Source organism: Streptomyces sp. NPDC001157 (genome assembly GCF_053598255.1).
Map to the genome: position 1 here is coordinate 149,271 of NZ_JBSFJW010000009.1, position 21,559 is coordinate 170,829.

Annotated in this window: 20 protein-coding genes; 7 read left to right on the forward strand and 13 right to left on the reverse strand. The window is 71.5% G+C overall.

Features of this window, described 5'->3' with window-relative positions:
- Positions 1 to 46 precede the first annotated feature (46 nt).
- The gene (locus ACWDAG_RS18985; RefSeq protein WP_450696739.1) at positions 47 to 820 is read right to left on the reverse strand and encodes an SDR family NAD(P)-dependent oxidoreductase; all 774 of its coding nucleotides are present in this window, start codon (positions 818 to 820) and stop codon (positions 47 to 49) included.
- Positions 821 to 872: 52 nt separating this feature from the next.
- Here ACWDAG_RS18985 and ACWDAG_RS18990 point away from each other — a divergent pair, with 52 nt between their 5' ends.
- Both ACWDAG_RS18990 and ACWDAG_RS18995 read left to right on the forward strand, forming a co-directional pair.
- Complete coding sequence (locus ACWDAG_RS18990; protein WP_450696740.1) at positions 873 to 1,547, forward strand: TetR/AcrR family transcriptional regulator; 675 nt, start codon at positions 873 to 875, stop codon at positions 1,545 to 1,547.
- Entirely contained in the window at positions 1,544 to 2,857 is a 1,314-nt protein-coding gene (locus tag ACWDAG_RS18995; protein WP_450696741.1) for an FAD-binding oxidoreductase, read from the forward strand. Before ACWDAG_RS18990 ends, ACWDAG_RS18995 begins: the two co-directional genes overlap by 4 nt.
- Before the next feature lie 6 nt (positions 2,858 to 2,863).
- Here the strand turns inward: ACWDAG_RS18995 and ACWDAG_RS19000 are convergent, their stop codons facing one another.
- Positions 2,864 to 3,535, reverse strand: a complete 672-nt coding sequence (locus tag ACWDAG_RS19000; protein WP_450696742.1) for an FMN-dependent NADH-azoreductase — start codon at positions 3,533 to 3,535, stop codon at positions 2,864 to 2,866.
- A 143-nt stretch (positions 3,536 to 3,678) separates the two neighbouring features.
- Here ACWDAG_RS19000 and ACWDAG_RS19005 point away from each other — a divergent pair, with 143 nt between their 5' ends.
- Complete coding sequence (locus tag ACWDAG_RS19005) at positions 3,679 to 4,620, forward strand: LysR family transcriptional regulator (protein ID WP_450696743.1); 942 nt, start codon at positions 3,679 to 3,681, stop codon at positions 4,618 to 4,620.
- A 96-nt stretch (positions 4,621 to 4,716) separates the two neighbouring features.
- On the opposite strand, the gene ACWDAG_RS19010 is transcribed toward ACWDAG_RS19005, so the two are convergent.
- From ACWDAG_RS19010 to ACWDAG_RS19030, 5 genes are all read right to left on the reverse strand, one after another.
- Entirely contained in the window at positions 4,717 to 5,112 is a 396-nt protein-coding gene (locus ACWDAG_RS19010) for a hypothetical protein (RefSeq protein WP_450696744.1), read from the reverse strand.
- 562 nt (positions 5,113 to 5,674) lie between these two features.
- Positions 5,675 to 6,079: a nuclear transport factor 2 family protein gene (locus ACWDAG_RS19015; RefSeq protein ID WP_450696745.1), complete on the reverse strand. Its 405-nt coding sequence runs from the start codon at positions 6,077 to 6,079 to the stop codon at positions 5,675 to 5,677.
- 5 nt (positions 6,080 to 6,084) lie between these two features.
- Positions 6,085 to 7,008, reverse strand: a complete 924-nt coding sequence (locus tag ACWDAG_RS19020; RefSeq protein WP_450696746.1) for an NAD-dependent epimerase/dehydratase family protein — start codon at positions 7,006 to 7,008, stop codon at positions 6,085 to 6,087.
- Positions 7,009 to 7,036: 28 nt separating this feature from the next.
- Positions 7,037 to 9,796, reverse strand: a complete 2,760-nt coding sequence (locus ACWDAG_RS19025; protein WP_450696747.1) for an alpha/beta fold hydrolase — start codon at positions 9,794 to 9,796, stop codon at positions 7,037 to 7,039.
- A 593-nt stretch (positions 9,797 to 10,389) separates the two neighbouring features.
- Complete coding sequence (locus ACWDAG_RS19030; protein WP_450696748.1) at positions 10,390 to 11,313, reverse strand: LLM class F420-dependent oxidoreductase; 924 nt, start codon at positions 11,311 to 11,313, stop codon at positions 10,390 to 10,392.
- A 239-nt stretch (positions 11,314 to 11,552) separates the two neighbouring features.
- Between ACWDAG_RS19030 and ACWDAG_RS19035 the strand changes: the two genes are divergently transcribed.
- A complete protein-coding gene (locus tag ACWDAG_RS19035; RefSeq protein ID WP_450696749.1) occupies positions 11,553 to 11,717 on the forward strand; it encodes a hypothetical protein in 165 nt (54 codons plus the stop codon).
- A 22-nt stretch (positions 11,718 to 11,739) separates the two neighbouring features.
- Here ACWDAG_RS19035 and ACWDAG_RS19040 read toward each other — a convergent pair whose 3' ends face one another.
- From ACWDAG_RS19040 to ACWDAG_RS19055, 4 genes are all read right to left on the reverse strand, one after another.
- Complete coding sequence (locus ACWDAG_RS19040; RefSeq protein WP_450696750.1) at positions 11,740 to 12,210, reverse strand: DUF6099 family protein; 471 nt, start codon at positions 12,208 to 12,210, stop codon at positions 11,740 to 11,742.
- Positions 12,211 to 12,407: 197 nt separating this feature from the next.
- Positions 12,408 to 12,734: a nucleotide pyrophosphohydrolase gene (locus ACWDAG_RS19045; RefSeq protein ID WP_450696751.1), complete on the reverse strand. Its 327-nt coding sequence runs from the start codon at positions 12,732 to 12,734 to the stop codon at positions 12,408 to 12,410.
- The gene (locus ACWDAG_RS19050; protein ID WP_450696752.1) at positions 12,731 to 13,927 is read right to left on the reverse strand and encodes an ATP-binding protein; all 1,197 of its coding nucleotides are present in this window, start codon (positions 13,925 to 13,927) and stop codon (positions 12,731 to 12,733) included. Before ACWDAG_RS19050 ends, ACWDAG_RS19045 begins: the two co-directional genes overlap by 4 nt.
- 75 nt (positions 13,928 to 14,002) lie before the next feature.
- On the reverse strand, positions 14,003 to 14,392 hold the full coding sequence (locus ACWDAG_RS19055; RefSeq protein ID WP_450696850.1) for a cell division protein SepF: 390 nt from the start codon (positions 14,390 to 14,392) through the stop codon (positions 14,003 to 14,005).
- Positions 14,393 to 14,628: 236 nt separating this feature from the next.
- Between ACWDAG_RS19055 and ACWDAG_RS19060 the strand changes: the two genes are divergently transcribed.
- Positions 14,629 to 16,392: a hypothetical protein gene (locus tag ACWDAG_RS19060; RefSeq protein WP_450696753.1), complete on the forward strand. Its 1,764-nt coding sequence runs from the start codon at positions 14,629 to 14,631 to the stop codon at positions 16,390 to 16,392.
- A 6-nt stretch (positions 16,393 to 16,398) separates the two neighbouring features.
- Here the strand turns inward: ACWDAG_RS19060 and ACWDAG_RS19065 are convergent, their stop codons facing one another.
- Complete coding sequence (locus tag ACWDAG_RS19065) at positions 16,399 to 16,914, reverse strand: YceI family protein (protein ID WP_450696754.1); 516 nt, start codon at positions 16,912 to 16,914, stop codon at positions 16,399 to 16,401.
- 160 nt (positions 16,915 to 17,074) lie between these two features.
- Here ACWDAG_RS19065 and ACWDAG_RS19070 point away from each other — a divergent pair, with 160 nt between their 5' ends.
- Positions 17,075 to 17,614 (forward strand): MarR family winged helix-turn-helix transcriptional regulator, encoded by a 540-nt coding sequence (locus ACWDAG_RS19070; protein ID WP_450696755.1) that lies wholly within the window; start codon positions 17,075 to 17,077, stop codon positions 17,612 to 17,614.
- A 65-nt stretch (positions 17,615 to 17,679) separates the two neighbouring features.
- Positions 17,680 to 20,799 carry an FAD-binding and (Fe-S)-binding domain-containing protein gene (locus tag ACWDAG_RS19075; protein ID WP_450696756.1) on the forward strand — a complete coding sequence of 1,040 codons (3,120 nt, stop codon included), beginning with the start codon at positions 17,680 to 17,682 and terminating at the stop codon, positions 20,797 to 20,799.
- A 9-nt stretch (positions 20,800 to 20,808) separates the two neighbouring features.
- Here ACWDAG_RS19075 and ACWDAG_RS19080 read toward each other — a convergent pair whose 3' ends face one another.
- Complete coding sequence (locus tag ACWDAG_RS19080) at positions 20,809 to 21,543, reverse strand: YcnI family protein (RefSeq protein ID WP_450696757.1); 735 nt, start codon at positions 21,541 to 21,543, stop codon at positions 20,809 to 20,811.
- Positions 21,544 to 21,559 lie beyond the last annotated feature (16 nt).

A 21,559-nucleotide genomic window follows, 5' to 3' on the forward strand; every position in this document is an offset into this window, starting at 1 on the left:
CTGTACCCCGACTGTGACCACTGGTTTTCCCCGTCCGGCGGATGCCTCACTGCGGCAGTGCGGTGAGGACGTCCGTCGCCCGGTCGAGCAGGTACTGCAGCGGTTCGGCGGTCCACGGGCCGCGCCCGGCGATGAGTTGTCCGGCGTGGTGGCCGAGGTCCTCGGCGCTGAGCCAGCTCGGGCTGTCCGCGCCCATGGCGGCGCGCGGGCGGGTGCGGATCGGACCGATGACGAGTTCGTGGATGCGCGGGCCCTTGCCGCCGAGTTCGGCGGTCAGCGTGCGCAGCAGGGACTTCTTGGCGGCGTTGGTGGCGCCCACGAGGGCGTTGCCCGGATACGGGATCTCGGCGCTGAAGCCGGTGAGATGGACCAGGGCGCCGTCGGGGGCGAGGAGCGGGGTGATCGCGCGCAGCGCCCGGAAGTGGCTGGTGAGGTTGTCGGCGACCATGGCGTCCCAGACCTCGTCGGACACGTCGAGGAGGGCGGTGCGCCCGGGCGGTCCCCAGTTGCCGATGGCGAGCACGGCGCCGTCGAACCGGCCGTACTCCTGGGCGAGTTCGGCGCGCACGGCGGCGCTGTCGGGGTCCGACACATCGATGACATGGGTGCGCAGGACGCCGGGCCCGGTGTCGCCCGCGTAGTCCGCGAGGAGGCGCAGCCGGCCCCCGTCCCGGCCGGCCGCGACCAGGGTGGCACCCAGCTTCAGCAGCGCCCGCGTCATGCCCTCCCCTATGCCGCCGGTCGCGCCGACGACGAGCACGTGCCGGCCGCGCAGGAACGGCTCTCCGAACTCCGCGAACCCCGGTGAACGACTGGTCATTGCCCCGAGCGTAGCCCTGCGGAACGCTAATGACCAGATGTACATTAAGCGCGTGAGCAAGGAGATCACGGCCTCCGGGCCGCTGGGCACCGCCTCGGCCCGGAAGCGAGTACGGGCCCCCGAGGCACATCGGGAGGCGATCCTCGCCGCGGCACGTGCCGCTTTCGCCGAGCGGGGTTACGCGCGCGCCACCATCCGGGAGATCGCCGGCCGGGCCGGGGTCACCCACGGCCTGGTCATGCGCCACTTCGGCTCGAAGGAGCGCCTGTTCCTGGCCGCCGTGCCCGGCACCCGGGACCTGCCGGAGCTGGTGCCCGGGCCGCCCGGCACACTGCCCGACCGGATCGCCCGGGCGTTCGTCGAGCGCATGGAGCGCGCCGACGGCAGCGATCCGTTCCTCGCGCTGATCCGCAGCGCCGCCTCCGACGAGGGCGCGGCGACCGCGCTGTACACGGCGATGCGGGACAGCAGCATGGCGGCGTACCGCACGGTGCTGACCGGGCCGGACGCGGACGAGCGCATCGACCTGGTCGGCGTGCAGCTCATCGGGGTCGCCTTCAACCGGTACGTGCTGCGCAGCGGGCCGGTGGCGGAGATGGCGCCGGAGCGGCTGGTGCGCTATCTGACGCGGGCCCTGCGCTGCGCGCTGGAGCCGCTCGACGAAGCGGACGTGCCCGGTGAAGCCGAAGAGTCCGATGAAGCCCACCGAGGGAGATCCCCGTCATGACGTCCACGCTGCCGCCGGTGCCGCAGTCCCTGGCCGGGCGGATCGTCGTGCCGGACGACGCACGGTACGAGCGGGTACGGCACTGCTATGTGCACCGGGGCTCCCCCGCCGCGGTACTGCTGCCCGAGACCGCGCAGGAGGCCGCCGAGGCGCTGAGGTACGCGCGTGCGCTGGGCTCGGTGGTCTCGGTGCGCAGCGGCGGGCACGGCATCAGCGGCCGCTCGACCAACGACGGAGGTGTCGTCGTCGACGTGTCGCGCCTGAACGGGGTGCGGGTCCTGGACCGGGCCCGGCGACGGATACGGATCGGGGCGGGCGCCCGCTGGGGGCGGGTGGCGCAGGCCCTCGATGCGCACGGGCTCGCCATCGGCTCCGGGGACACCGGAGACGTGGGGGTGGGCGGGCTGGTCACGGCGGGCGGCATCGGCTGGTTCGCGCGACTGCACGGGATGACCGTCGACCATGTCACGGCGGTCGAACTCGTCCTGGCCGACGGCGAGTCGGTACGGGCGGACGCCGAGCGGGAGCCCGATCTGCTGTGGGCGGTGCGCGGCGCCGGCGGCAACTTCGGCGTCCTCACCGCGGTGGAGCTGGAGGCGTACGAGGCGGGTGACGTGGTCTTCGCCGACCTCGTCTTCGACGCGCGGGACGCGGCCGCGCTGATCGAGGAGTGGGGCGCGGTCCTGGAGGCGGCGCCCCGCGAGCTGACCAGCTTCCTGACCTTCATGCCCGCCGGGCCGGGCCGTCCGTGTCTGGCCCATGTCTCCGCCGTGTACGCGGGCGAACACAGCGCCGCCGAGCGGGTGCTGGCCCCGCTGCTCCGGGTGGGACCGCTGCTGCGGCAGCGCGCGGTGCTCGCGCCGTACTCGGGTCTGGTGCCGGTGAGCGGCGCCCCGCACCACGGTCAACAGCAGCTCGGCGCCACCCGCTCCGGCCTGCTGGACCACCTCACTGCCGACGCGGCGCGGGCGGTGGCGGACGCCCTGGAGTCCGGGCAGGTGCTGATGGAGCAGTTCCGCTCGGTGGGCGGGGCGGTCAACGACCTGGATCCGGCGGCGACCGCCTACGCCCACCGCACCCAGAACTTCTCGCTGCTCTCCGCGACCGTCCCGGAGCTGGAGCAGGAGCTCGACGCGCACTGGGCCGAGCTCGCCCCGCACCTGAACGGCATGTACCTCAGCTTCGACACCCGGCGCACCCCGGACGTGCTGCGCGAGGCGTTCCCCGAGCCGACCCTTACCCGGTTGCGCGGGCTCAAGGACCGGTACGACCCGGAGAACGTCTTCGACCGCAACTTCCCGCTGCGGTAAGGGATTTCAGGCGGCCCCGTGGGTACGGGCGCCCTCCAGCGCCGCCTGGTACGACGCGGCGGCCATCTCCTGGAACTGGGCGAGCCGCGGCACATGCGCCGACTTGGTCAGCTCAGCGTGCAGGAAGGTGAGGTCGGACGCGAGGCCGACCATGCCGAGGGCCGCCTTGAGATACCGCTCCTGGTGGTCACTGTCGTGGCGGGGCGTGCCGGGGCCGTAGGCACCGCCGCGCGCCGAGGCCACGACGACCTTCTTGCCCGAGAGCGGGCCCTGACCGGTGGCCGGGTCGGCGATCAGCGGGGCGATCAGGACCCGGTCGAACCACGCCTTGAAGGTCGACGGCACCGAGAAGTTGTACATCGGCACACCGAGCAGGATGGTGTCGGCGGCGAGAAGCTCCTCGATCAGCGGCCAGGTCACCGCCCAACTCGCCTTCTCTTCGGGCGTCTGCGCCGCGGCCCGGGCGACCGCGAGGTCGCGCACGCCCTCCGTCTCCAGGCGGTGCATCACCCCGATCTGCGCGTCGTCGACATGCGGAACGTGGTCGGCGGCCAGGTCGCGGTAGACGTAGGTGCCCTCGGGGTTGGCCTTGCGCCAGGCCTCGGCGAACTCGCCCGAGATCTGGCGGGAGACGGAACCCGCGCGCGGGCTGGAGTCGAGGTGGAGCAGCGTCGGCATGGTGGAGTTCCCCTGTCTGATCAGGTCGTTCGGGTCGGGCCGAGAGCCGTGGTCCGGGTCGGGCCGAGCTCCATTGAAAGTCCCGGCGAAACCGTTGTCCCGTAATCTGGCGTGACAGTTTGTAACTTGAAGCGTTAGCGAGGATGACGGTGCTGGACGTACGGAAACTGGTACTGCTGCGCGAGGTCGGCGTCCGTGGATCCATCGCCGCGGCCGCGCAGGCCCTCAACTACACCCGTTCCGCGGTCTCCCAGCAGCTCTCCGCCCTGGAGGCGGAGACCGGCACCGCCCTGCTGGACCGCGGCAGCAGGCGGGCCGAACTCACCCCGGCCGGGCGGTTGCTGGTGTCCCACACCGACCGGATCCTGGCCCAACTGGAGGCCGCCGAGGCTCAGTTGCGTGCCCGCGACGGGCGGATCAGCGGTGAGCTGCGGGTGGGCGTGCCCCTGCACGAAGGGCCCGCGCTGCTGGTACCGGCTCTGAACCGGCTGCGCCAGGACCATCCGGGGCTGCGCATCACCCTGCACGGCGTGGCCCCCGACGAGGGGCGGCAGACCGTGCGGCTCGGCCGGCTGGACGCCGTGCTGGCCGCCGGTTATCCGCAGGTGCCCGAGCCACGGGTGCCCGGGCTGTACGAGGAGGAGGTGCTCAGCGACCGCCTCCGCCTCGTCGTCGCCCCCGGCCATCCGCTGGCCACCGGTGAACGCCCGCGCCGTATCGAGGAGTTCGCCGGGGAACCATGGCTGCTCGACCGCACCTCGCGGCTCGGCCGGCTCGCCCTGCACGCCTGCGCCGGCGCCGGTTTCGTGCCCGACATCGTCTCCGACATCGGCGACATGCAGGCGGTGTTCGGGCTGGTCTCGCTGGGCTGGGGCGTGGCGCTCGTCCCCGACCTGGTGCCCGGCCGGCCGGGCCATCCGGTCGCCCGGGTCACGCTGGAGGGACCCCAACTCTTCCGTCGCATCACCCTCGTGGTGCGCGAGGGCGCCCTGCAGACCCCGCCGGTGGCGGCGCTGCTGCCGGCCGTGCGGGAGGCAGCGGCGGAGCTGAGCAGGTCACTGACGGAACATCAGGACCGTTCCTAGGGTTGTTGGCCGGTACTGGCCAACTCGCCGTAATCCGGACGCGCGGTCCGGTGGCCCCCCGAACGGTCTTGGGGGCCGTGGAACAGCGCGAGCTGGTCACCTTGGCCCAGTCGGGTCTTGTCGCCCTGGGTGGGCGTGCAGGAACAGCCGTGCCGCCTGCCGGCGCCGGTGCCACTCGCGCTCGGTGAGCTGCGCGTCGGCCAGGTGGTGCCGGACCCTGGCCAGGCGCCGGCCCCCGGCCGTGATGGACGGCTGCCCGGAGGCGATCTTTTTCTCCACGGCCGCGAGCCGGGCCTTGAGCACCTGCATCCGGCGCTGTTTCTGGGCCCGCTCGCCCTGGTCGGCGTAGCCGCGAGCGCCGTCTTTGGAGCGTTTGCCGCAGGGGGCGGCCAGGCGGCGGCTGATGGTGCGGATGGCCCGGTGCAGCCCGGCCCGCTCGTCGTACAGGCAGCGCATGGACAGCTGGTACTGGTCTTCGCTGGCCCGGGTCATCGCTCCTGCCCAGCGGGAGGAGGACACCGCGGTCAGCTTCTCCTTCCGCTCCGCCCGCCGCGTGCTCCTTCGCCGGGACCTGGCCGATCCGGACCCGCTCGGCCAGATCGGCCCGCTGGTGGCGCCCCAGGTGTTCCCCTGCCAGGCGCAGAACCTTCTCGTCGGCCACCGTCAGACGCAGCCGGTCCCGGATCCGGGCGCCAGAGGGCGCAGCCACGGTGAACGGGGCTTGCAGGGCACGCAGTTCACGTTTCCTCCCACGCTTGCGCGCCACCGGCCACCCCTTTCCCATGCGAACTCAGCTGCCACCATCGATCATGCGTTCCGAGCAGCTGCACGATCACGGAAAGGGAACCCGTTCACTCGTACGAGGGATGGGCTGGCCGACTATGGCCAACAACCCAGCCAACAGCTGCCACCCGTACAGCTCGGCGGCGGCCAGTGCCGCGACGGCCTCCCAGGCGGCCGCCGCCCCGGGGGGGACCAGCGACAGCAGCCGGCGTAAGGCCGCCTGCACGAAGGTCCCCTCGGGGCCGAGACAGCCGTAGGTCGTCGAGGGGCGTCAGCTCTCGATGACGCGGTGGAAGGCGACGGTGTCGAAGATGTCCTCCATCCGCACGGCACGGCCCTCGCGCAGCACCCAGGAGTGGACGAACGGCTGGGTCTCGGTGTGGCCGCGCAGCGAGGTGATGTCCCGGTGGCCGAAGACGACCACCCGCTCGCCCTCGCGGACGAACTCCTCGGGGTGCAGCTTCATCCCGCCCAGCACGGTCGGTACGTGCGCCAGGAACTCCTTGACGCCGGCGTGCCCGTGCTTGGTGCCGCCGAGGCCGTACTCGGCCATGCCCTCGGGGTGCACCCACTCGATGTCCGGGTCGAAGGCGTCGAGCAGCGCGCCCACGTCCCGGGCGGCGAAGGCGGCGTAGGCGGCATGGATCGGGGCCAGCGGATCGGTGCTGTCGGTCATGTGTGTCACCCCTTGAGGTGTTCGGGATACAGCGCGGCCAGGGTCCGTCGGATGCCCTCGCGCCAGGGCACCTTGCAGGGGCCGGTGAGGGAGCGGCGCAGGGTGGGGTCGAACTGATAGGTCTCGCGGGTGACCTCGCTCGGGACGAGGTTCGCCGTCACCCCGGTGAGCTCTTCCAGATACCGGACGCAGTCGGTGATGCCGACCGGCTCGTCGCCGCCCCAGTTGGTCAGGGTCACCGGGACGCTCGCCGCGTTCCACAGGTGCGGGACCTGCTCGACGAGGTCGTCGGTGTACAGCAGGGAGCACCAGTTCTGGCCCTCGACGGGAACCGGGATGGGCTCGCCGGCGAGCATCCGCTTGAAGTAGAGCATCGGGACGCCGCCGTAACCGCCGGGCCCGTAGGCGATGTTGAGGCGGGCGATGACGGTGGGCAGGCCGAGCGTCTGGGCGAAGGCGCGGACCGTACCCTCGGCGGCGATCTTGACAACGGGGTAGGCGGGCAGCCAGTCGGCCCTGCCGTCCAGCGGGTCGGTCTCGGTGTACTTGTGGTCGAGGGTCTGCCGGGCGTAGAGGGCGCCCGTGGAGACGTACAGGAACGCCTCGGCGGTACGGCAGTGGGTCATCAGGCGGCCCGCCGCGACCGAGTTGACCTCGACGGCCGCGTTGAAGTCGCCGTCCTCGCCGCGCCGGACGGCCGAGTGGAAGACATGGGTGAAGTCCTCCGGCAGGCCCTTGAGGGAGCCCTCGCCGGTGTCGTCCATGTCCCAGCGGAAGGTGCGGATGCCGTGCCGGGTGAGGTCCTCCTCGGCGCCGGGGCTGCCGAAGCGGCCCAGTGCCCATACCTCGTTGCCCTGGGCGAGGGCTTTGGCCACCGGTCCGGCGACCTGTCCGGTCGCGCCGGTGACCAGGATCTTCTTGCCGTTCACTGGATGCTCTCCTGGAGAGTGTTAGGGGTCAGGCGTCGCCGAGGGCGCGGTCGAGTTCCCTGCGGAGGATGGACTGGAAGGCCGCCACATGCTGCGGGCCCATCAGGGTGTAGTGCTCACCGGGTACGTCGATGTAACGGTTCTCCTCGGTGGTGTGCTCGTCCCAGCGGCGCAGCTCGTTCTCCAGCCAGTCCTCCTTGGTGCCGCGCAGCGGGATGGCGTAGAAGACGCTCATCGAGCGGACCTTGCCGCTGGGCGCGTAGCTGCGGCCCAGGTCGGTGAGGCTGTCGGCCAGTTCGGCCCAGGCCTTGAACTTCTCGAAGGTCAGGTCGAGTTCGGCGAGCCGGTCTTCGGGCGCGTGGTCGATGAAGTACGCCAGCTGCTCGTCCCTGGTCAACGGCCGCAGCAGGTCCGGGAGTTCCAGGGACTGCTTCTTGTCGATGAGCTCCAGGAAGAAGGCCAGGTTGGCGGCGGTCTCGACGAAGTCCAGTTCGTCCATGCGGTACTTGATGTGCGGGGGCAGGTTGAAGCTGCCGACGAAGTCGACGCGTTCGCCCTGGTCCTGGAACACCTTGGCGATCTCGAAGGCGACGGCACCGCCGTAGGAGTATCCGGCGACGGCGTACGGGCCGTGCGGCTGGCGTTCGCGGATCGCCTGTACGTAGGTGTCGACCATCTCGGCGAAGCTGGTGAAGGGCGTCTCGCCGGGGTTGAAGCCGCGGGCGCGCAGGGCGTAGAAGGGCCGGTCGCCGACGAAGTACTTGGCGAGGTTGACGAAGACGAGGACCTCGCCGACGCCGGGGTGGACGCAGAACAGCGGTGTCTTGTCGCCACTGACCTGCATGGGCACGATCGGGTCGTACTCCTGCTCGCCGCTCGCGGCACCGTCGAGGTGGGCGGCGAGGGCACGCACGGTCGGGGACCGCAGCACGGTGATGATCTGGAGGTCGGCGGCGCCGAGGCGCCGGGCCACCAGCGAGCGCAGCCGCAGGATGTCCAGCGAGGTGCCGCCGAGGTCGAAGAAGTTGGCGGTGGCGCTCAGCCGCTCCGGGTCGGTGTCGAACATCTCGGCGTAGATGCCGGCGAGGACCTTCTCGGTGTCGCCCTCGGGCGCGTTGTAGCCGCCGAGCCGGCGCAGCACCAGGTCGTCGACGGCGGCCCGGATCTCGTCGTACGCCCCCGTCTCCAGGCGCCTGCGCATCAGGGAGCGCTGGATCTTGCCGAGGCTGGTCTTGGGGAAGGCGTCCTCGGGCAGGGGCAGGATGAGGGCGGGCCTGAAGCCCCAGTGCATGACGACGCTGCTGCGGACGGCGGTCAGCACCCGGTAGAGGGCGAGTTCGTCGCCGGCCGCGCACTCCGGGTGGAAGGCGATGACCAGTTGCTCGGTGTCACTGCCGGGGGCGCGGGTGGGGAAGGCGGCGACATAGGAGCGGGCCACGTCGTCAAGGCCTTCGAGGACCGACTCGATGTCGTGGCTGAAGTAGTTGACGCCATTGACGATGATGCTGTCCTTGCTGCGCCCCACCAGGGTGAGCCGGCCGTCGTCGATGCGACCGAGGTCGCCGCTGCGGAACCAGCCGTCGGGGGTGAAGGCGTCCCGGGTGGCCTGCTCGTTGTTGTAGTAACCGGCCGTGATCATCGGGCCGTTGAGCTGGAGTTCGCCCACCTCGCCCTCGCCCAGCTCATGGTGGTCCTCCTCGTCGGCGATCCGGATGCGCAGACCCTCGACGGGCCGGCCCAGGTTGGCGAACTCCTGGCCCTGGTCGGCCGCCGGGAACTCCTTGGAGTAGATGCTGCCGGCGCAGGTCTCCGACATGCCGAAGGCGGGCCACAGGGCGTCGGCGCGCAGTCCATGGGCGGCGAAGCGGCTGAGGAACGTCTCGCCGGTGGTACGGACGACGGCCTCGCCGCCGCTGATGATGTGCCGCAGCCGGGACAGGTCGAGGGCCTCACCCTCCCCCTCGTCGAGCCGGTCGGCCTGCGCATTGATCAGCCCCAGCAGGAAGTTGGGCGTGAAGGTCATGGTGACGCCGAAGCGGGAGACGATCCGCAGGAAGTTCAGCGGCTCCTGGAGGATGACGGGCGCCTCCACGTGCAGCTGGGTGCTGCCGGCGTACAGCGGGAGCATGTGGCACTCCAGCAGGGCGGCGACGTGGTCGAAGGAGACCCAGTTGAGGGTGGTGTCCTCGGCGGTCAGCCGGTGGTAGCCGTTCTTGCCGGCCATGGAGGCGAGCAGGTTGGCGTGCGAGAGCATCACTGCTTTGGAGTTGCCGGTGGAGCCGGAGGTCAGCACCAGGACGGCGGTGTCCTTGGGGTCGGCCTGGTGGCAGGTGCCGTCGGGCGTCTCGGCGTACAGCTGCTCCAGGGCGGCCACCGACAGGCCCTCGGTGCGCGGGAGTTCGGCGGCGAGGGTCTCGCTGGTGACGATCAGCGGGTGGTCGAGGAGGGTGTCGACATGGGCGAGCTGCGCGGCCCAGCGCTCCGGGTCGCCACCGAGCGCGGCCATCGGGCAGGGTATGAAGCCGCCCAGCTGGCAGGCCCAGAACGCGGCGAGGAACTCCTTCGGCTTCTCAAGGAGCAGCACGACCTTGTCCCCGACGGCGAGACCGTGTCCGCGCAGGCCACCGAGCACGGAGCGGGCCGCGTCGAGGAGTTCGGGATAGCTCTGGAAGGGCGCGTCGGGGTCGGTCGCGCCCCGGGGGTAGCGCAGCCCGGATGCCGGGTGGTTCCGGGCGGCGTCGCGCAGCAGATCCACGATGGTCCGTGTGGTCGAAACGGCTGTGGTCATGTCGATGCCTTCTCTTCCTGTCGCGTCGGTGGCCGGGTTGTGGTGGCCGTTGACGGGTGGGGCACGGATGACGGCCACGGGTGGTGGCCGCGACGCCGTGGCGATACGGCGGGTCGAATGGCATGCGGGGGCCTGTACTCAACGGCGCGCGACGCACCGTTCAACTGGGGAGGCCGGGCCGCGAAAATTTCCGGAAAAGCACACCCGAACAGCGCACGCGCAGGCTACGACGGAACCCCGACAAGAGAGATCGAGCGTTCCGGAACACTGGGCAAGTACCTGTACATCGTCCCCCACCGACCAGGTCAGTGCCGAGAGCCACGACGCCGGGGCTCTGAATACCCGCCGAGAATAGAAACCGGCACACCGGCTTGTCAAAGGACCCTGGGAATGCGGAAGAAAAACCGGAACGGGCGGGAGAGTGCGGCATCGGCAACTCAATCCCGCATTTCCGCAACTCGCCCGTTACATTACGGCCCAGAAGGCCCTGAATTGCGTCGGAGCAATTTTTCCTTACGGGCGGTGTAAGCAATCAAGACGCGTCCGGAAATGGAACCGCCCCGACCCTGAGGCCGGGGCGGAGGGCCGGGCGGCTACGACAGTTGTGCCTGTACCCGGGACGAGATCAGCTCCAGGTGGTCCAGGTCGTCCAGGTCGAGGACCTGGAGGTAGACGCGACGGGCGCCGATCTCCGCATAGCGGCCGATCTTCTCGACGACCTCGGCCGGGGTGCCCGCCAGGCCGTTCGTCTTCAGTTCGTCGACCTCGCGGCCGATCGCGGCGGCCCGGCGGGCCACCTCCTGGTCGTCCTTGCCGACGCAGACGACCAGGGCGTTGGAGTAGACGAGGTCCTCGGGCCGCCGGCCGGTCTCCTCGGCGGCGGCGCGCACCCGGGCGAACTGGCGCTCACTGTCCTCGATCGAGGCGAACGGCATGTTGAACTCGTCGGCGTACCGGGCGGCCAGCCGCGGGGTGCGGGTCGCGCCGTGGCCGCCGATCAGGACCGGGATCTTGTCCTGGGCGGGCTTGGGCAGCGCGGGCGAGTCGGTGAGGTCGTAGTACTTGCCGTGGAAGTCGAAGGTGTCGCCGACCTTGGTCTGCCACAGGCCGGTGACGATCTCGAGCTGCTCCTCCAGCCGGCCGATCTTCTCCTTCGGGAACGGGATGCCGTACGCCTTGTGCTCCTCCTCGAACCAGCCGGCGCCGAGGCCGAGTTCGACGCGGCCGCCGGACATCTGGTCGACCTGCGCGACCTGGATGGCGAGCACGCCGGGCAGGCGGAAGGTGCCGGCGGTCATGAGGGTGCCCAGGCGGATGCGCTTGGTCTCGCGGGCCAGTCCGGCGAGGGTGATCCAGGCGTCGGTGGGGCCGGGCAGGCCGTCCACGGAGCCCATGCGCAGATAGTGGTCGGAGCGGAAGAAGGCGTCAAAACCCAGGTCCTCGGTGGCCTTGGCCACCGCGAGCAGTGTGTCGTAGGAGGCCCCCTGCTGGGGCTCGGTGAAGATGCGAAGATCCATACCTCCATCCTGCACGCCAGGGTGCCGGTCAACCCCACCGGTCCCTCCGGGCACTCCCGTCCACGGTCGGGTGAAAATCCGTGGTCGCCCGGCTGGGGGCAACCCTGGGCCAGTGACCGGTTCTGGTGGTGGTCGTTGGCTCGTGCGGAGCCGGACCGCCCGGCACCCGCGCCGGCGGCCGTCGCCGGGACGACACCCGATCGGCCTCCCCGCGGGGGCCTGGGGCCGAGGAGGCCGTCATGTCCGAAGAGTCCGTGCCGCAGCAGGGCGGGGGCACCAGCCGGCCGAAGGGCCTGCTGCAGCAGATGGAGGAGCTGATGGCGGCGCTGAACGCGGATCTGTCGGCGCTGGACGCGGATCTGCAGTCCGCGGGGCGGGGTGTGGAGGAGAGCGAGGCCGGCTGAGACCGGGCCCCTGGGGCCTGTTCTAACCCGCCTCCCTCTCGGGTAAGGCCTCCTCCCGGTCCGCGAGTCTGCGCAGCATCTCCCGCACCCGGTCCCTGGACTCGTCCGCCGCGTCGATGGCCTCCATGCACTGCCAGTAGGTGCTCTCGTCGTCCGCGGCGCAGGCGAGTCCCACCAGCGCGATGCCCACCTCGCCCAGGAGGCCGCCGAGACAGAGCAGGGCCTGGCGGGCGTCGCCCAGGTCGGTGAGCTGGGCCGCGCGCAGGTCCTCGGTGGCGAGGTGCGGGGTGTCGAGGACACCGCAGCCGCGGCCCGCCAGCTCCGTCAACCCCAGTGCCTCGCCGCGCAGTTCGGGTGGGCCGGAGACCGCGAGGCGGCTGCCTATCGCCTGTGCCAGGGCCTGCGCCTGCCACACCTCGGTCATGGTCTCCGGAGCGCCGCCGCTCCCTGCAAGGGCACGTCTGCTCGTCACGATGAGCCGCACAGCGTCCATGCCGCTGCCCCCGTCTGTCTGGACGCGCTGCCCGCACGTCCGCCCGAACTCCGCTGTCCACTACCCAGAGTGAGGGCGTGCGGGACGAAAAGCCAGAGGAAGACCGAAATCTGTGGACAACAAATCGATTTCAGGCTGGTTTTTGACTCCGGAGAGTGAAAGTGGACTGAACCACTCCCGGCATCTCCCCCGACCGACTACGGCGCCGGGAACCGCCGTTCGTTGCGGTCGATCTTCGCGTCGAGCGCCGCGAGCGGGTCGATGTCGAGTACGTCGCACAGCTGCAGCAGGTAGGCGAGCACGTCCGCGACTTCGTCCGTCACCCGGTGCGCGGTGTCCGGGTCGTCCATGACCCGGGCCGACTCCTCCGGCGTCAACCACTGGAAGATCTCGACCAGTTCGGAGGCCTCGACGCTGAGCGCGGCGACGAGGTTCTTGGGGGTGTGGTAGGGCTGCCAGTTGCGGGCGGCGGCGAAGTCGGCCAGCCTGCGCTGCAGTTTCGCCACGTCGAGAGGATCGGTCACGGCTCCAGGTGTACCACCGTGACGGGATCCGGCCCGGCCACCCCGGCGACCCATGAGGCGTCGCTGACCGCGGCCACGAGACGGATGTGGCCGCGGCCGACCGTCCGCAGGGCCAGCCGCAGCAGTTCCCGTCGCTGCCGTGGGTCGAGCGAGCGGTCGAAGCCGTCGGCGAGGACGGTGAGGGTCTGCATGGCCGCGGGCACCTCCCCGGCGGCGTCCACCTCCAGGACGCCCGGCCCGGTCAGCAGGACCAGCGCGAGGGCGAGGTATCTCAACTCGCCCTCGCCCAGGCGCCGCAGAGCTGTCCGGAAACCGTCGCCGCGGTCGAGCAGTGCCTGCACGGTGCCGTCACCCAGCGGCTCGGCGAGCACGTCGGCCACCGGCCCCGCGCATCCGGCGCGCACCACCTCGACGAGCTGTGCGTGCCGGCGTCCGCACTCGGCGCGGGTGCGCCACAGGACGTCGGCGAGGTTGTCGCAGCCGCCGAGGAGCAGACCGGAGCCGAGCAGGGCGGGCGCGCGCATACGGGCGGGGTGCGGATCGCAGGCGAAGACGGACCGCAGAGCGACGACCATCTGCTCCGCGGCGGCGAGCACCCGGCGCTGTCCGTCTGTCTTGCCGGCCACGCGCAGCGGCAGCAGCGCGGTGCCGAGCCGGTCGTCGGGCAGCGGCGCCCGCGTCACGGGCGCCGAACCCGCGGTGTGCCAGGCGGCCTGCACGGTGCGGCGGGAGGGGTCGCGCAGGGCGGTCTCCAGGAGCACCAGACCGCCCGCGGTCAACCGCTCGCCCACGATGCGCAGTTCGGGCTCGGCCTGCACGGCGACGTCGAGCCGGACCGGCCCCTCGGGCCCGTCGGCCGTACAGCCGATACGGAACCCGCGCCGCCGCTGCGCATCGGGCCGCGCCCGCTGCGGCACACAGTCGGCCGCGTCGGGGAACACCTCCCCGACGTCGGCACCACCGCCGAGCCGGGCCAGCGCCTCGTACGCCCGCAGCGCACTCGTCTTCCCGCAGCCGCTGCCCCCGGCGAAGAGGGTGACCGGCCCGAGCGCGAACCCGGCCCGCCGGTGCCCGGCGAAGGCGGACAGGCGCAGCTCGGTGACACAGGGCCGGTCCGGGCGCGGGCGGTCCGCGACGGTACGGAGCGGGGACGAGGTAGCGGTCGCCTCGGGCGACACGGATGACACGGTCATGTCGGGACCGTAGGGCTTTGCCCGGAAGGTGAACCGTTACGGCGTCGGGAGCTTCCTACGATCGGGGGACCGGGGTCAGGAGCCGGACGCTCCGGCGCTCTCCACCAGGTCGGTGACCTCGGTGTCCTCCGGGGCCAGCAGGAAGACGTTGCGGTCGACGCGGTGCATGCCGCTCCCGAGGCCGAAGACGACTCCGGTGCTGAAGTCGAGGACGCGCTTGGCCACGTCGCTGTCCGCACCGCTCAGGTCGAGCAGGACGGGTATGCCCGCCATCAGGGTCTCGGCGACCTCGCGGGCGTCGGCGAAGACATTGACCCTGAGGACCACGAAACGGCGACGGGCCTCCGTCACCGCCTCCGGGTGCGCGCGATGGTCCACCGCGGACGGCCAGGCGTCGCGTCCCCGCAGCGGCACAACCTGGGCGAGCCCTTCCCACTGCTCATCGGTGACGTCGTGGCTGTTCACCGGCTCCCCCTCGAACTGACTCGCACTCATTGCCTGCACCAGCCAATTCTTACGCCAAGTCACCCGTTCGGCCCAACAGCGACACGGTCCGCGACCGTCACAACCGTTTCGGCGGCGACCAGCAGCGGCCAGATATGGTCCGGTTCCTGCCCGAACAAGGCTTCTTACCCGCCTCACACCGGACTCTTCACCTCCGGCCACGTACTGCTCACCGCGTGCGGCTAGCGTCCCCTGACGTGCACTTGGCAGAAACCCAGCCGGTGACGCCCGGCCGGCGGACGCAGTCGGCGGTGTCCGCCGCACCGGAACCCCCCGCGCAATGGCATCGCGTACTGACTTCGCTGGCGAACGTCAGCCTGTTCATCGGCACCCGCACGGTGTGGGCGCAGGCGGCCAGTCACCGGCCGGCCGTGGCCGCCGTCATCTCGCTGTGTTACGCCTCGATCCTGGTGTGCGGGGTGCTGGCGCTCGTGGTGCGCCGGACCCGCTCGCTCGCACGGCTGGACGCGGTCGTGCTGGTGACCGCCGTGGTCCTCGCCCTGTGCGCGTGGGCCATGAACCACGGCGGCTCGGACGAGGCGGTGTTGACCACCCAGGCCGCCAAGGAGCTGGTCGCCGGCCACCCCGTCTACGGGCATGCGTGGCCATGGCTCTTCCAGAGGGGCATCGCCCTCACCACGACCTTCGACGGCGGCTACGACTACACCTACGGCTATCCCCCGCTCGCCCCGCTGCTGACCGCCCCCCTGCTGTGGATCGGCCACGGCGGCGCCCCGGCGACGGCGGTGAGCACGGGCGCGCTGATCCTGGGCACCGTCGTGCTGTGGCGGATGCTGCCGGTGCAGTGGCGGTCGGCGGCCACCATGGCGTGCCTCGGCTTCGGGTTCCTGCCGACCTACGGCCGTGAGGGCTACCCGGCGATCACCGCGCTGGCCCTGCTGATCCCGGTGGTGGTGCGCTGGCCGCGGATCGGACAGGGCGGACGGCTCGGGGCGGCCGGTGTGGCGCGGGCCGCATGTCTGGGTGCCGCGTGTGCCACACAGCAACTGCCCTGGTTCCTGACGCCGTTCCTGCTGGCGGGCATCTACGCGGTGCGCCGCGGTGAGCTGGGCGGACGGGCCGCGGCGCTGGTGGTGGCGCGGATCGCCGGGGTCGCCGCGACCGTGTGGCTGCTGATCGACACGTACTTCGTCGTGAGCGAGCCGGGCACCTGGATCGGTGGCATCGCGCTGCCGCTGACCCAGGGGGCGACGCTGCACGGGCAGGGCATCGTGGGTGTGTCCCTGTACTACACGAACGGCAGCGACCGGGTCGACTGGTACGGGCACGCGAGCATGCTGCTGGCCGCGGCCCTGCTCGGTCTGCTGATCCTGTTCATGCGCCGGCTGGGGCCGGCGGCGACCGTCCTGCCCTGGTGCGCCTTCTTTCTGGCGACCCGGTCCCAGGACGGCTACTACCTGATGATGACGCCGCTGTGGCTGGCGACCGCCATCACCGCGCCGCCGTCCGAGTTCGCGCGGGCCTGGCAGCCGCGTCCGCGTCTGCTGACCGGCCCCCACCGGCGTCCGGCGCTGGTCGCGGCGGCCACGCTGCTGGTCGCCCCGGCGCTGGTGAGCGCCGTCGTGGCGGTCACCGGGAAGCCGCCGCTCAGGATGGAGATCGCCTCCGTGCGCCGGACGGCGGCGGACGCGAACGTCCTCAGTCGGCTGACCCTGCGGGTCACCAACACGGACGGCAGCGCCCTGGAACCGCACTTCATGCTCACCGTCGGCCAGGGCCTGAGCCAGTACTGGACGGTCCTGAAGGGACCGGCCACCCTGCCCGCGCACGCCTCGGCCGACTATGTGATCCGACCGCCGGACCACGGGAAGTACACCCTGCCGGGGCCGCATGCCCGGCTTCGGCTGCGGGCCTTCACGCCCACACCGCAGACGCTGTCCAGCACGGACCTCCACCTGTGGGTGGGCGGTACCGGCGGGCGGGCCGGCCGGTTCGGCTGAGAGGCGTCAGGCCGCCGTACGCACGAAGCGGAGCGTGGCGGCGACCGTGGTCAGGCCACGGATCATGCCCAGCTGGTTCCAGCCCAGGCCGAACTCGCCGCGGTCCACGGTGAACTCCGTGTCGAGCGTGAGCGCGTCGTCGTCCGCGCCGGCCAGGCGCGCGGTGAGGGTCTGCGGACGGCTGATGCCGCGCACGGTCAGCTGACCGGAGACCTCGACGGTGTCGCCGGCACCGGCCTTCGCACTGCGGACGGCGAAGGTGATCTCGGGGTGGTTCGCGGTGTCGAAGAAGTCGCCCGAGCGCAGGTGCTCGTCCCGCTTCTTGTTCTTGGTGTCGAGGGTGGCGGCGTCCAGGGTCAGGGTGCCGGTGGCGGAGCCGTCGGGCTGCACCTCGCCCTGTCCCCCCACGGCGCCGAAGGTGCCCTTGACGGTGACGAGGCCCCACATCGTCTTGTGGCGCAGGGCGACGGTGGAAGCGGCGGCGTCGAGCTGCCAGACACCGGTTTCGACGGCGACGGTCATGATCTTCTCCAGTATCGGTGAGCGTTGAGCGGAAGTCCGAGGGATCCGGGGGATTCGAGGGACGCAAGTACTTCAAATTTGGATGACTATGACCGTAGACCATTATCCAAATCTGGACAACCCTCCAGTCCAAATTTGAACAACAGGTAGACTCAACACCATGGCCGACCCAGAGGAGCACCCCACCGACCTGCCCGAATGCCCGTCCGCGCAGGGTGGCGGACTGCTGCCCGGGGAACTGCGTGCCTGGATGGTGATGCTGGGGGCAGTGGGGGCGGTGGAGCAGGAACTGCGGTCGGTCGTGAAGGAGCGCCTCGACGTCTCGCACGACGAGTTCCTGATCCTGTGCCTGCTCGCCGAGCAGCCGAGGACGGGTCTGCGCATGACGCGGATCGCGGAACTCCTCGGCCGCCCCAAGACCCGGCTCACGTATCAGATCGCCTGTCTCCAGCACGCCGGGCTGGTCACCCGCAAGTCGGTCTGCGGCGACAAGCGGGGCATCGAGGTCGCCCTCACCGACAAGGCCCGCCGCCTCCTGGAGGAGGCCTCCGGCAGCCTCGCCTCGACGGTCACCCGGGCGCTGACCCACGTCATGGGCCCGGACCAGCAAGAGGCGATGTGCGGCCTGCTGCCGGAGCTGGCCAAGGAGGCAGAACGCGCCAGGGAGTCCGCGCTCGCCGAGGAGTCCGAGCAGCCCTAGCGCGGGGTGACCCACCCGCTCCTGGGTACTCGGCGGTCCCGTGCCGGCGATCGCAGGAGGGCTCCATGGGCGCACTCGACCTGCCCGAACCCGTCGTCCGCAGCGGAGCCGCCCCGCCGGTCGACGTGGCGGGACTGGAGGCCGCGTTGCGCGAGCGGGTCGACGGCGAAGTCCGCTTCGACGCCGGGAGCCGGGCCGCGTACTCCACCGACGCCTCCAACTTCCGGCAGACCCCGATCGGCGTCGTCGTGCCCCGCACCCCGGAGGCGGCCGCGGAGACGGTGGCCGTCGCGCGCGAGTACGAGGCGCCCGTCCTGTCGCGCGGCGGCGGGACCAGCCTCGCCGGGCAGTGCACCAACGCGGGCGTGGTGATCGACTGGTCGAAGTACTGCCACCGGCTGGAGTCCGTGGACCCTGACGCCCGCACCTGCATCGTCCAGCCGGGCATCGTCCTCGACGAACTCAACCGGCAGCTCGCCCCGACCGGACTGCGCTACGGCCCCGAACCCGCCACCCACATGAACTGCACCATCGGCGGCATGATCGGCAACAACTCCTGCGGCGCCACCGCGCAGGCGACCGGCAAGGTCGTCGACAACATCGCCCGGCTGGAGGTGCTGCTCTACGACGGCACCCGCTTGTGGTGCGGCGAGACCAGCGACGAGGAGTACGCCGAGATCGAGCGGCAGGGTGATCTGCGGGCCGCCCTCCACCGGCAGTTGCGCGCCCTGCGGGACCGGTACGGCGACGAGGTCCGCCGCCGCTACCCGGACATCCCGCGCCGGGTCTCCGGCTACAACCTGGACTCGCTGCTGCCCGAGCACGGCTTCGACATCGCGGGGCTGCTCGTCGGCAGCGAGTCGACGCTGGTCACCGTCCTGCGGGCGGAACTGGAGCTGGTGCCCGTGGTCAAGGAACGGACGCTGGTCGTGCTCGGGTTCCCGGAGATCTCCGTGGCCGCCGACGCCGTACCGGCGATCCTGCCGTACGAGCCGATGGCGCTGGAGGGCGTCGACGCGCGGCTCGTCAAGGACGAGCGGATCAAGCACCTCAATCCGAAGGCCCGCGCCCAGATGCCCGAAGGCAACGCCTTCTTGATGGTGCAGTTCGGCGGGGACACGGTCGAGGAGGCGGACGAGCGGGCGCACCGGATGCTCGACGGCCTGCACGAGTCCGAGCATGACGCCGAGGTCGCCTTCCTCGACGACCCCGCCCACGAGGAGGAGTTGTGGCAGGTGCGCGAGGCCGGCCTCGGCGCCACCGCGCACATCCCGGGCAGGCCCGACACCTTCGAGGGCTGGGAGGACTCGGCGGTGGCACCGCAGCGGCTCGGCGACTATCTGCGCCGACTGCGCCGCCTCTACGACGAGTTCGGGTACCTCAGCGACACCGGGCCCAGTCTCTACGGCCACTTCGGGCAGGGCTGTGTGCACACCCGGATCCCCTTCGACCTGTACTCGGCCGACGGGGTGGCCGCCTACCGGCGGTTCATGGAACGGGCGGCGGATCTGGTCGCCGAGTTCGGCGGGTCCTTCTCCGGGGAGCACGGGGACGGGCAGAGCCGCGGTGAGCTGCTGCCGCGGATGTTCGGCGAGGAACTGGTGGAGGCCTTCGGGCGGCTGAAGGCGGTCTTCGACCCGCTCGACCGGATGAACCCCGGGAAGGTCGTGGCACCGTACCGGCTGGACGAGAACCTGCGCCTGGGCGGCGACTGGGCCCCGTACGCCCCTCGTGACCTGCACTTCCGCTTCCCGGACGACGGCGGGTCGTTCGCCGAGGCCGCCAACCGGTGCGTCGGCGTGGGCAAATGCCGGCAGCTGACCAACAAGGGCGGCGCGGTGATGTGTCCCTCGTACCAGGTGACCCGGGAGGAGGAGCACTCCACGCGGGGGCGGGCGAGGCTGCTGTTCGAGATGCTCGACGGGCACGGCGACAGCGCGATCCGGGACGGCTGGCGGTCGGAGGCGGTGCGGGACGCGCTCGACCTCTGTCTGGCCTGCAAGGGCTGCAAGAAGGACTGCCCGGCCGATGTGGACATGGCGACCTACAAGGCGGAGTTCCTGTCCCACCACTACGCGGGCCGGCCCTGGCGCAGGCCCCGCTCCGACCTGTCCATGGGCTGGCTGCCGGCCGTCGCCCAGGCCGTCGGCCGAGCCAGGCTCGGGCCGCTCGTCAACGCGCTCACCCACACCCCGCCGCTGTCCCGGGCGGCCGTGGCGGTGGCCGGGGTCGAGAACCGGGAGGTACCGCTGTTCGCGGGGCGGACGCTGCAGCAGTGGTTCGCGGGCCGCCGGGAGACCTACGGCGACGGGGGGCGCGGCACCGTCATGCTCTGGCCGGACACCTTCACCAACTTCTTCCACCCGCACATCGGACAGGCGGCCGTGGAGCTGCTGGAACACGCGGGCTGGCGGGTGAAGATGCCCCGCGAACCGCTGTGCTGCGGGCTGACGTGGATCTCCACCGGGCAACTCGCCGTCGCCGAGCGGGTGTTGAGCCGCACGGTGCGCCGTCTCGCCGGGCATGTCCGGGCGGGCGGGCTGGTGGTCGGCCTGGAGCCGAGCTGCACCACCGTGTTCCGTTCGGACATGGCCGAGCTCTTCCCCGGCGACCGTGACGTGCGCAGGCTCAGCGAGCAGACGGTGACGCTGTCCGAACTGCTCACCCAGCACTCCCCGGGCTATGAGCCGCCGCAGGTGCCGGACCGTTCCGCGCGGGCGCTCGCGCAGGTGCACTGCCACCAGCACGCGGTGCTCGGCTGGGACGCCGACCGCGAACTGCTCGGCCGGGCCGGGGTCGACGCCGAGCAACTGGAGTCCGGCTGCTGCGGGCTGGCCGGCAACTTCGGCTTCGAACGCGGGCACCTGGACGTCAGCGAGGCCTGCGCGGAACGCGTCCTGCTGCCCCGGCTGCGGGAGGCGGACGACTCGACCGTGGTGCTCGCCGACGGCTTCAGCTGCCGCACCCAGGTCCACGAGTTCGACAGCGGCGGCCACGAGGCCGTGCACCTCGCGGAACTGCTGGCCTCCGCGCTGCCCGACGCAGCGCACGGCAGCGCCTACGGCGTCGGCGCGGGCGTACGGCCGACCCCGCCGGGCCGCCGCGCCCAGTCCCTCGCCCTGGCCGGAGCCGGGCTGAGCGCGGCGGCCGCCGTAGCCGGCTTGACCCGCGTGCTGCGGCGGTGAGGGCAGCGGTCAGGAGGCCTTGGCCGAGCGGTTGCGGACGATCGCGAACGCCGCTGCCGCCAGGCCCAGTACGCCGACGACCAGCCCGGCGACACCGAGTCCGCGGGCGGTGGAGTCGCTGCCCGCCGCGCTCGACGTGGAGCTGTCGGCACTCTTGGGTGCCGCCGACGAGGTCGAGGCGCTGCCCTCCTCGGCGCCCTTGGCGGCCAGCTTGAGGACCGGCGCCGGGTTCTCCGGCTCGTCAGCGCCGGACTGGGCCAGGTCGATCCAGCGGACGGTCTTGCCGTCGGAGTACGTCTGCAGGGTCTTGAAGGTCAACTGGTCGGTGTCGTCGGGCAGTTGACCGAAGGCGACGTTGAAGTCCTGGTACTGCCCGGCCCCGATTTTCCCGCCGGTCCAGGTGATCTCGGAGACGGCGTCGGTGATGGTTCCGTCGTCCGTCTTCACCGGCGTCTTCAGCTTCGTGTTCGTGACCTTCGCCGTCCAGCCGTTCTGCGGCGGCGAGACGAGCACACCGAGGACGGGGTGGTCGGTGGGCAGGAACACCTGCACCTTGGTGGTGCTCGCGGTGTCCTCCTCATTGGGGACGCGGAAGGTGAGAACGCCGTCCGTGGCGCCCTTCGCGTAGCTCTCGGGGTGGACGGTCACGTGCGCGGAGGCCATTCCCGCGGCGGCCAGGAGCCCGGCGGCGGTCAGAGCGGCGACGGTGCCGGCGCGGCGCAGGGCGGTACGTGCAGTGGACATGGGTGAGCTGATCTCC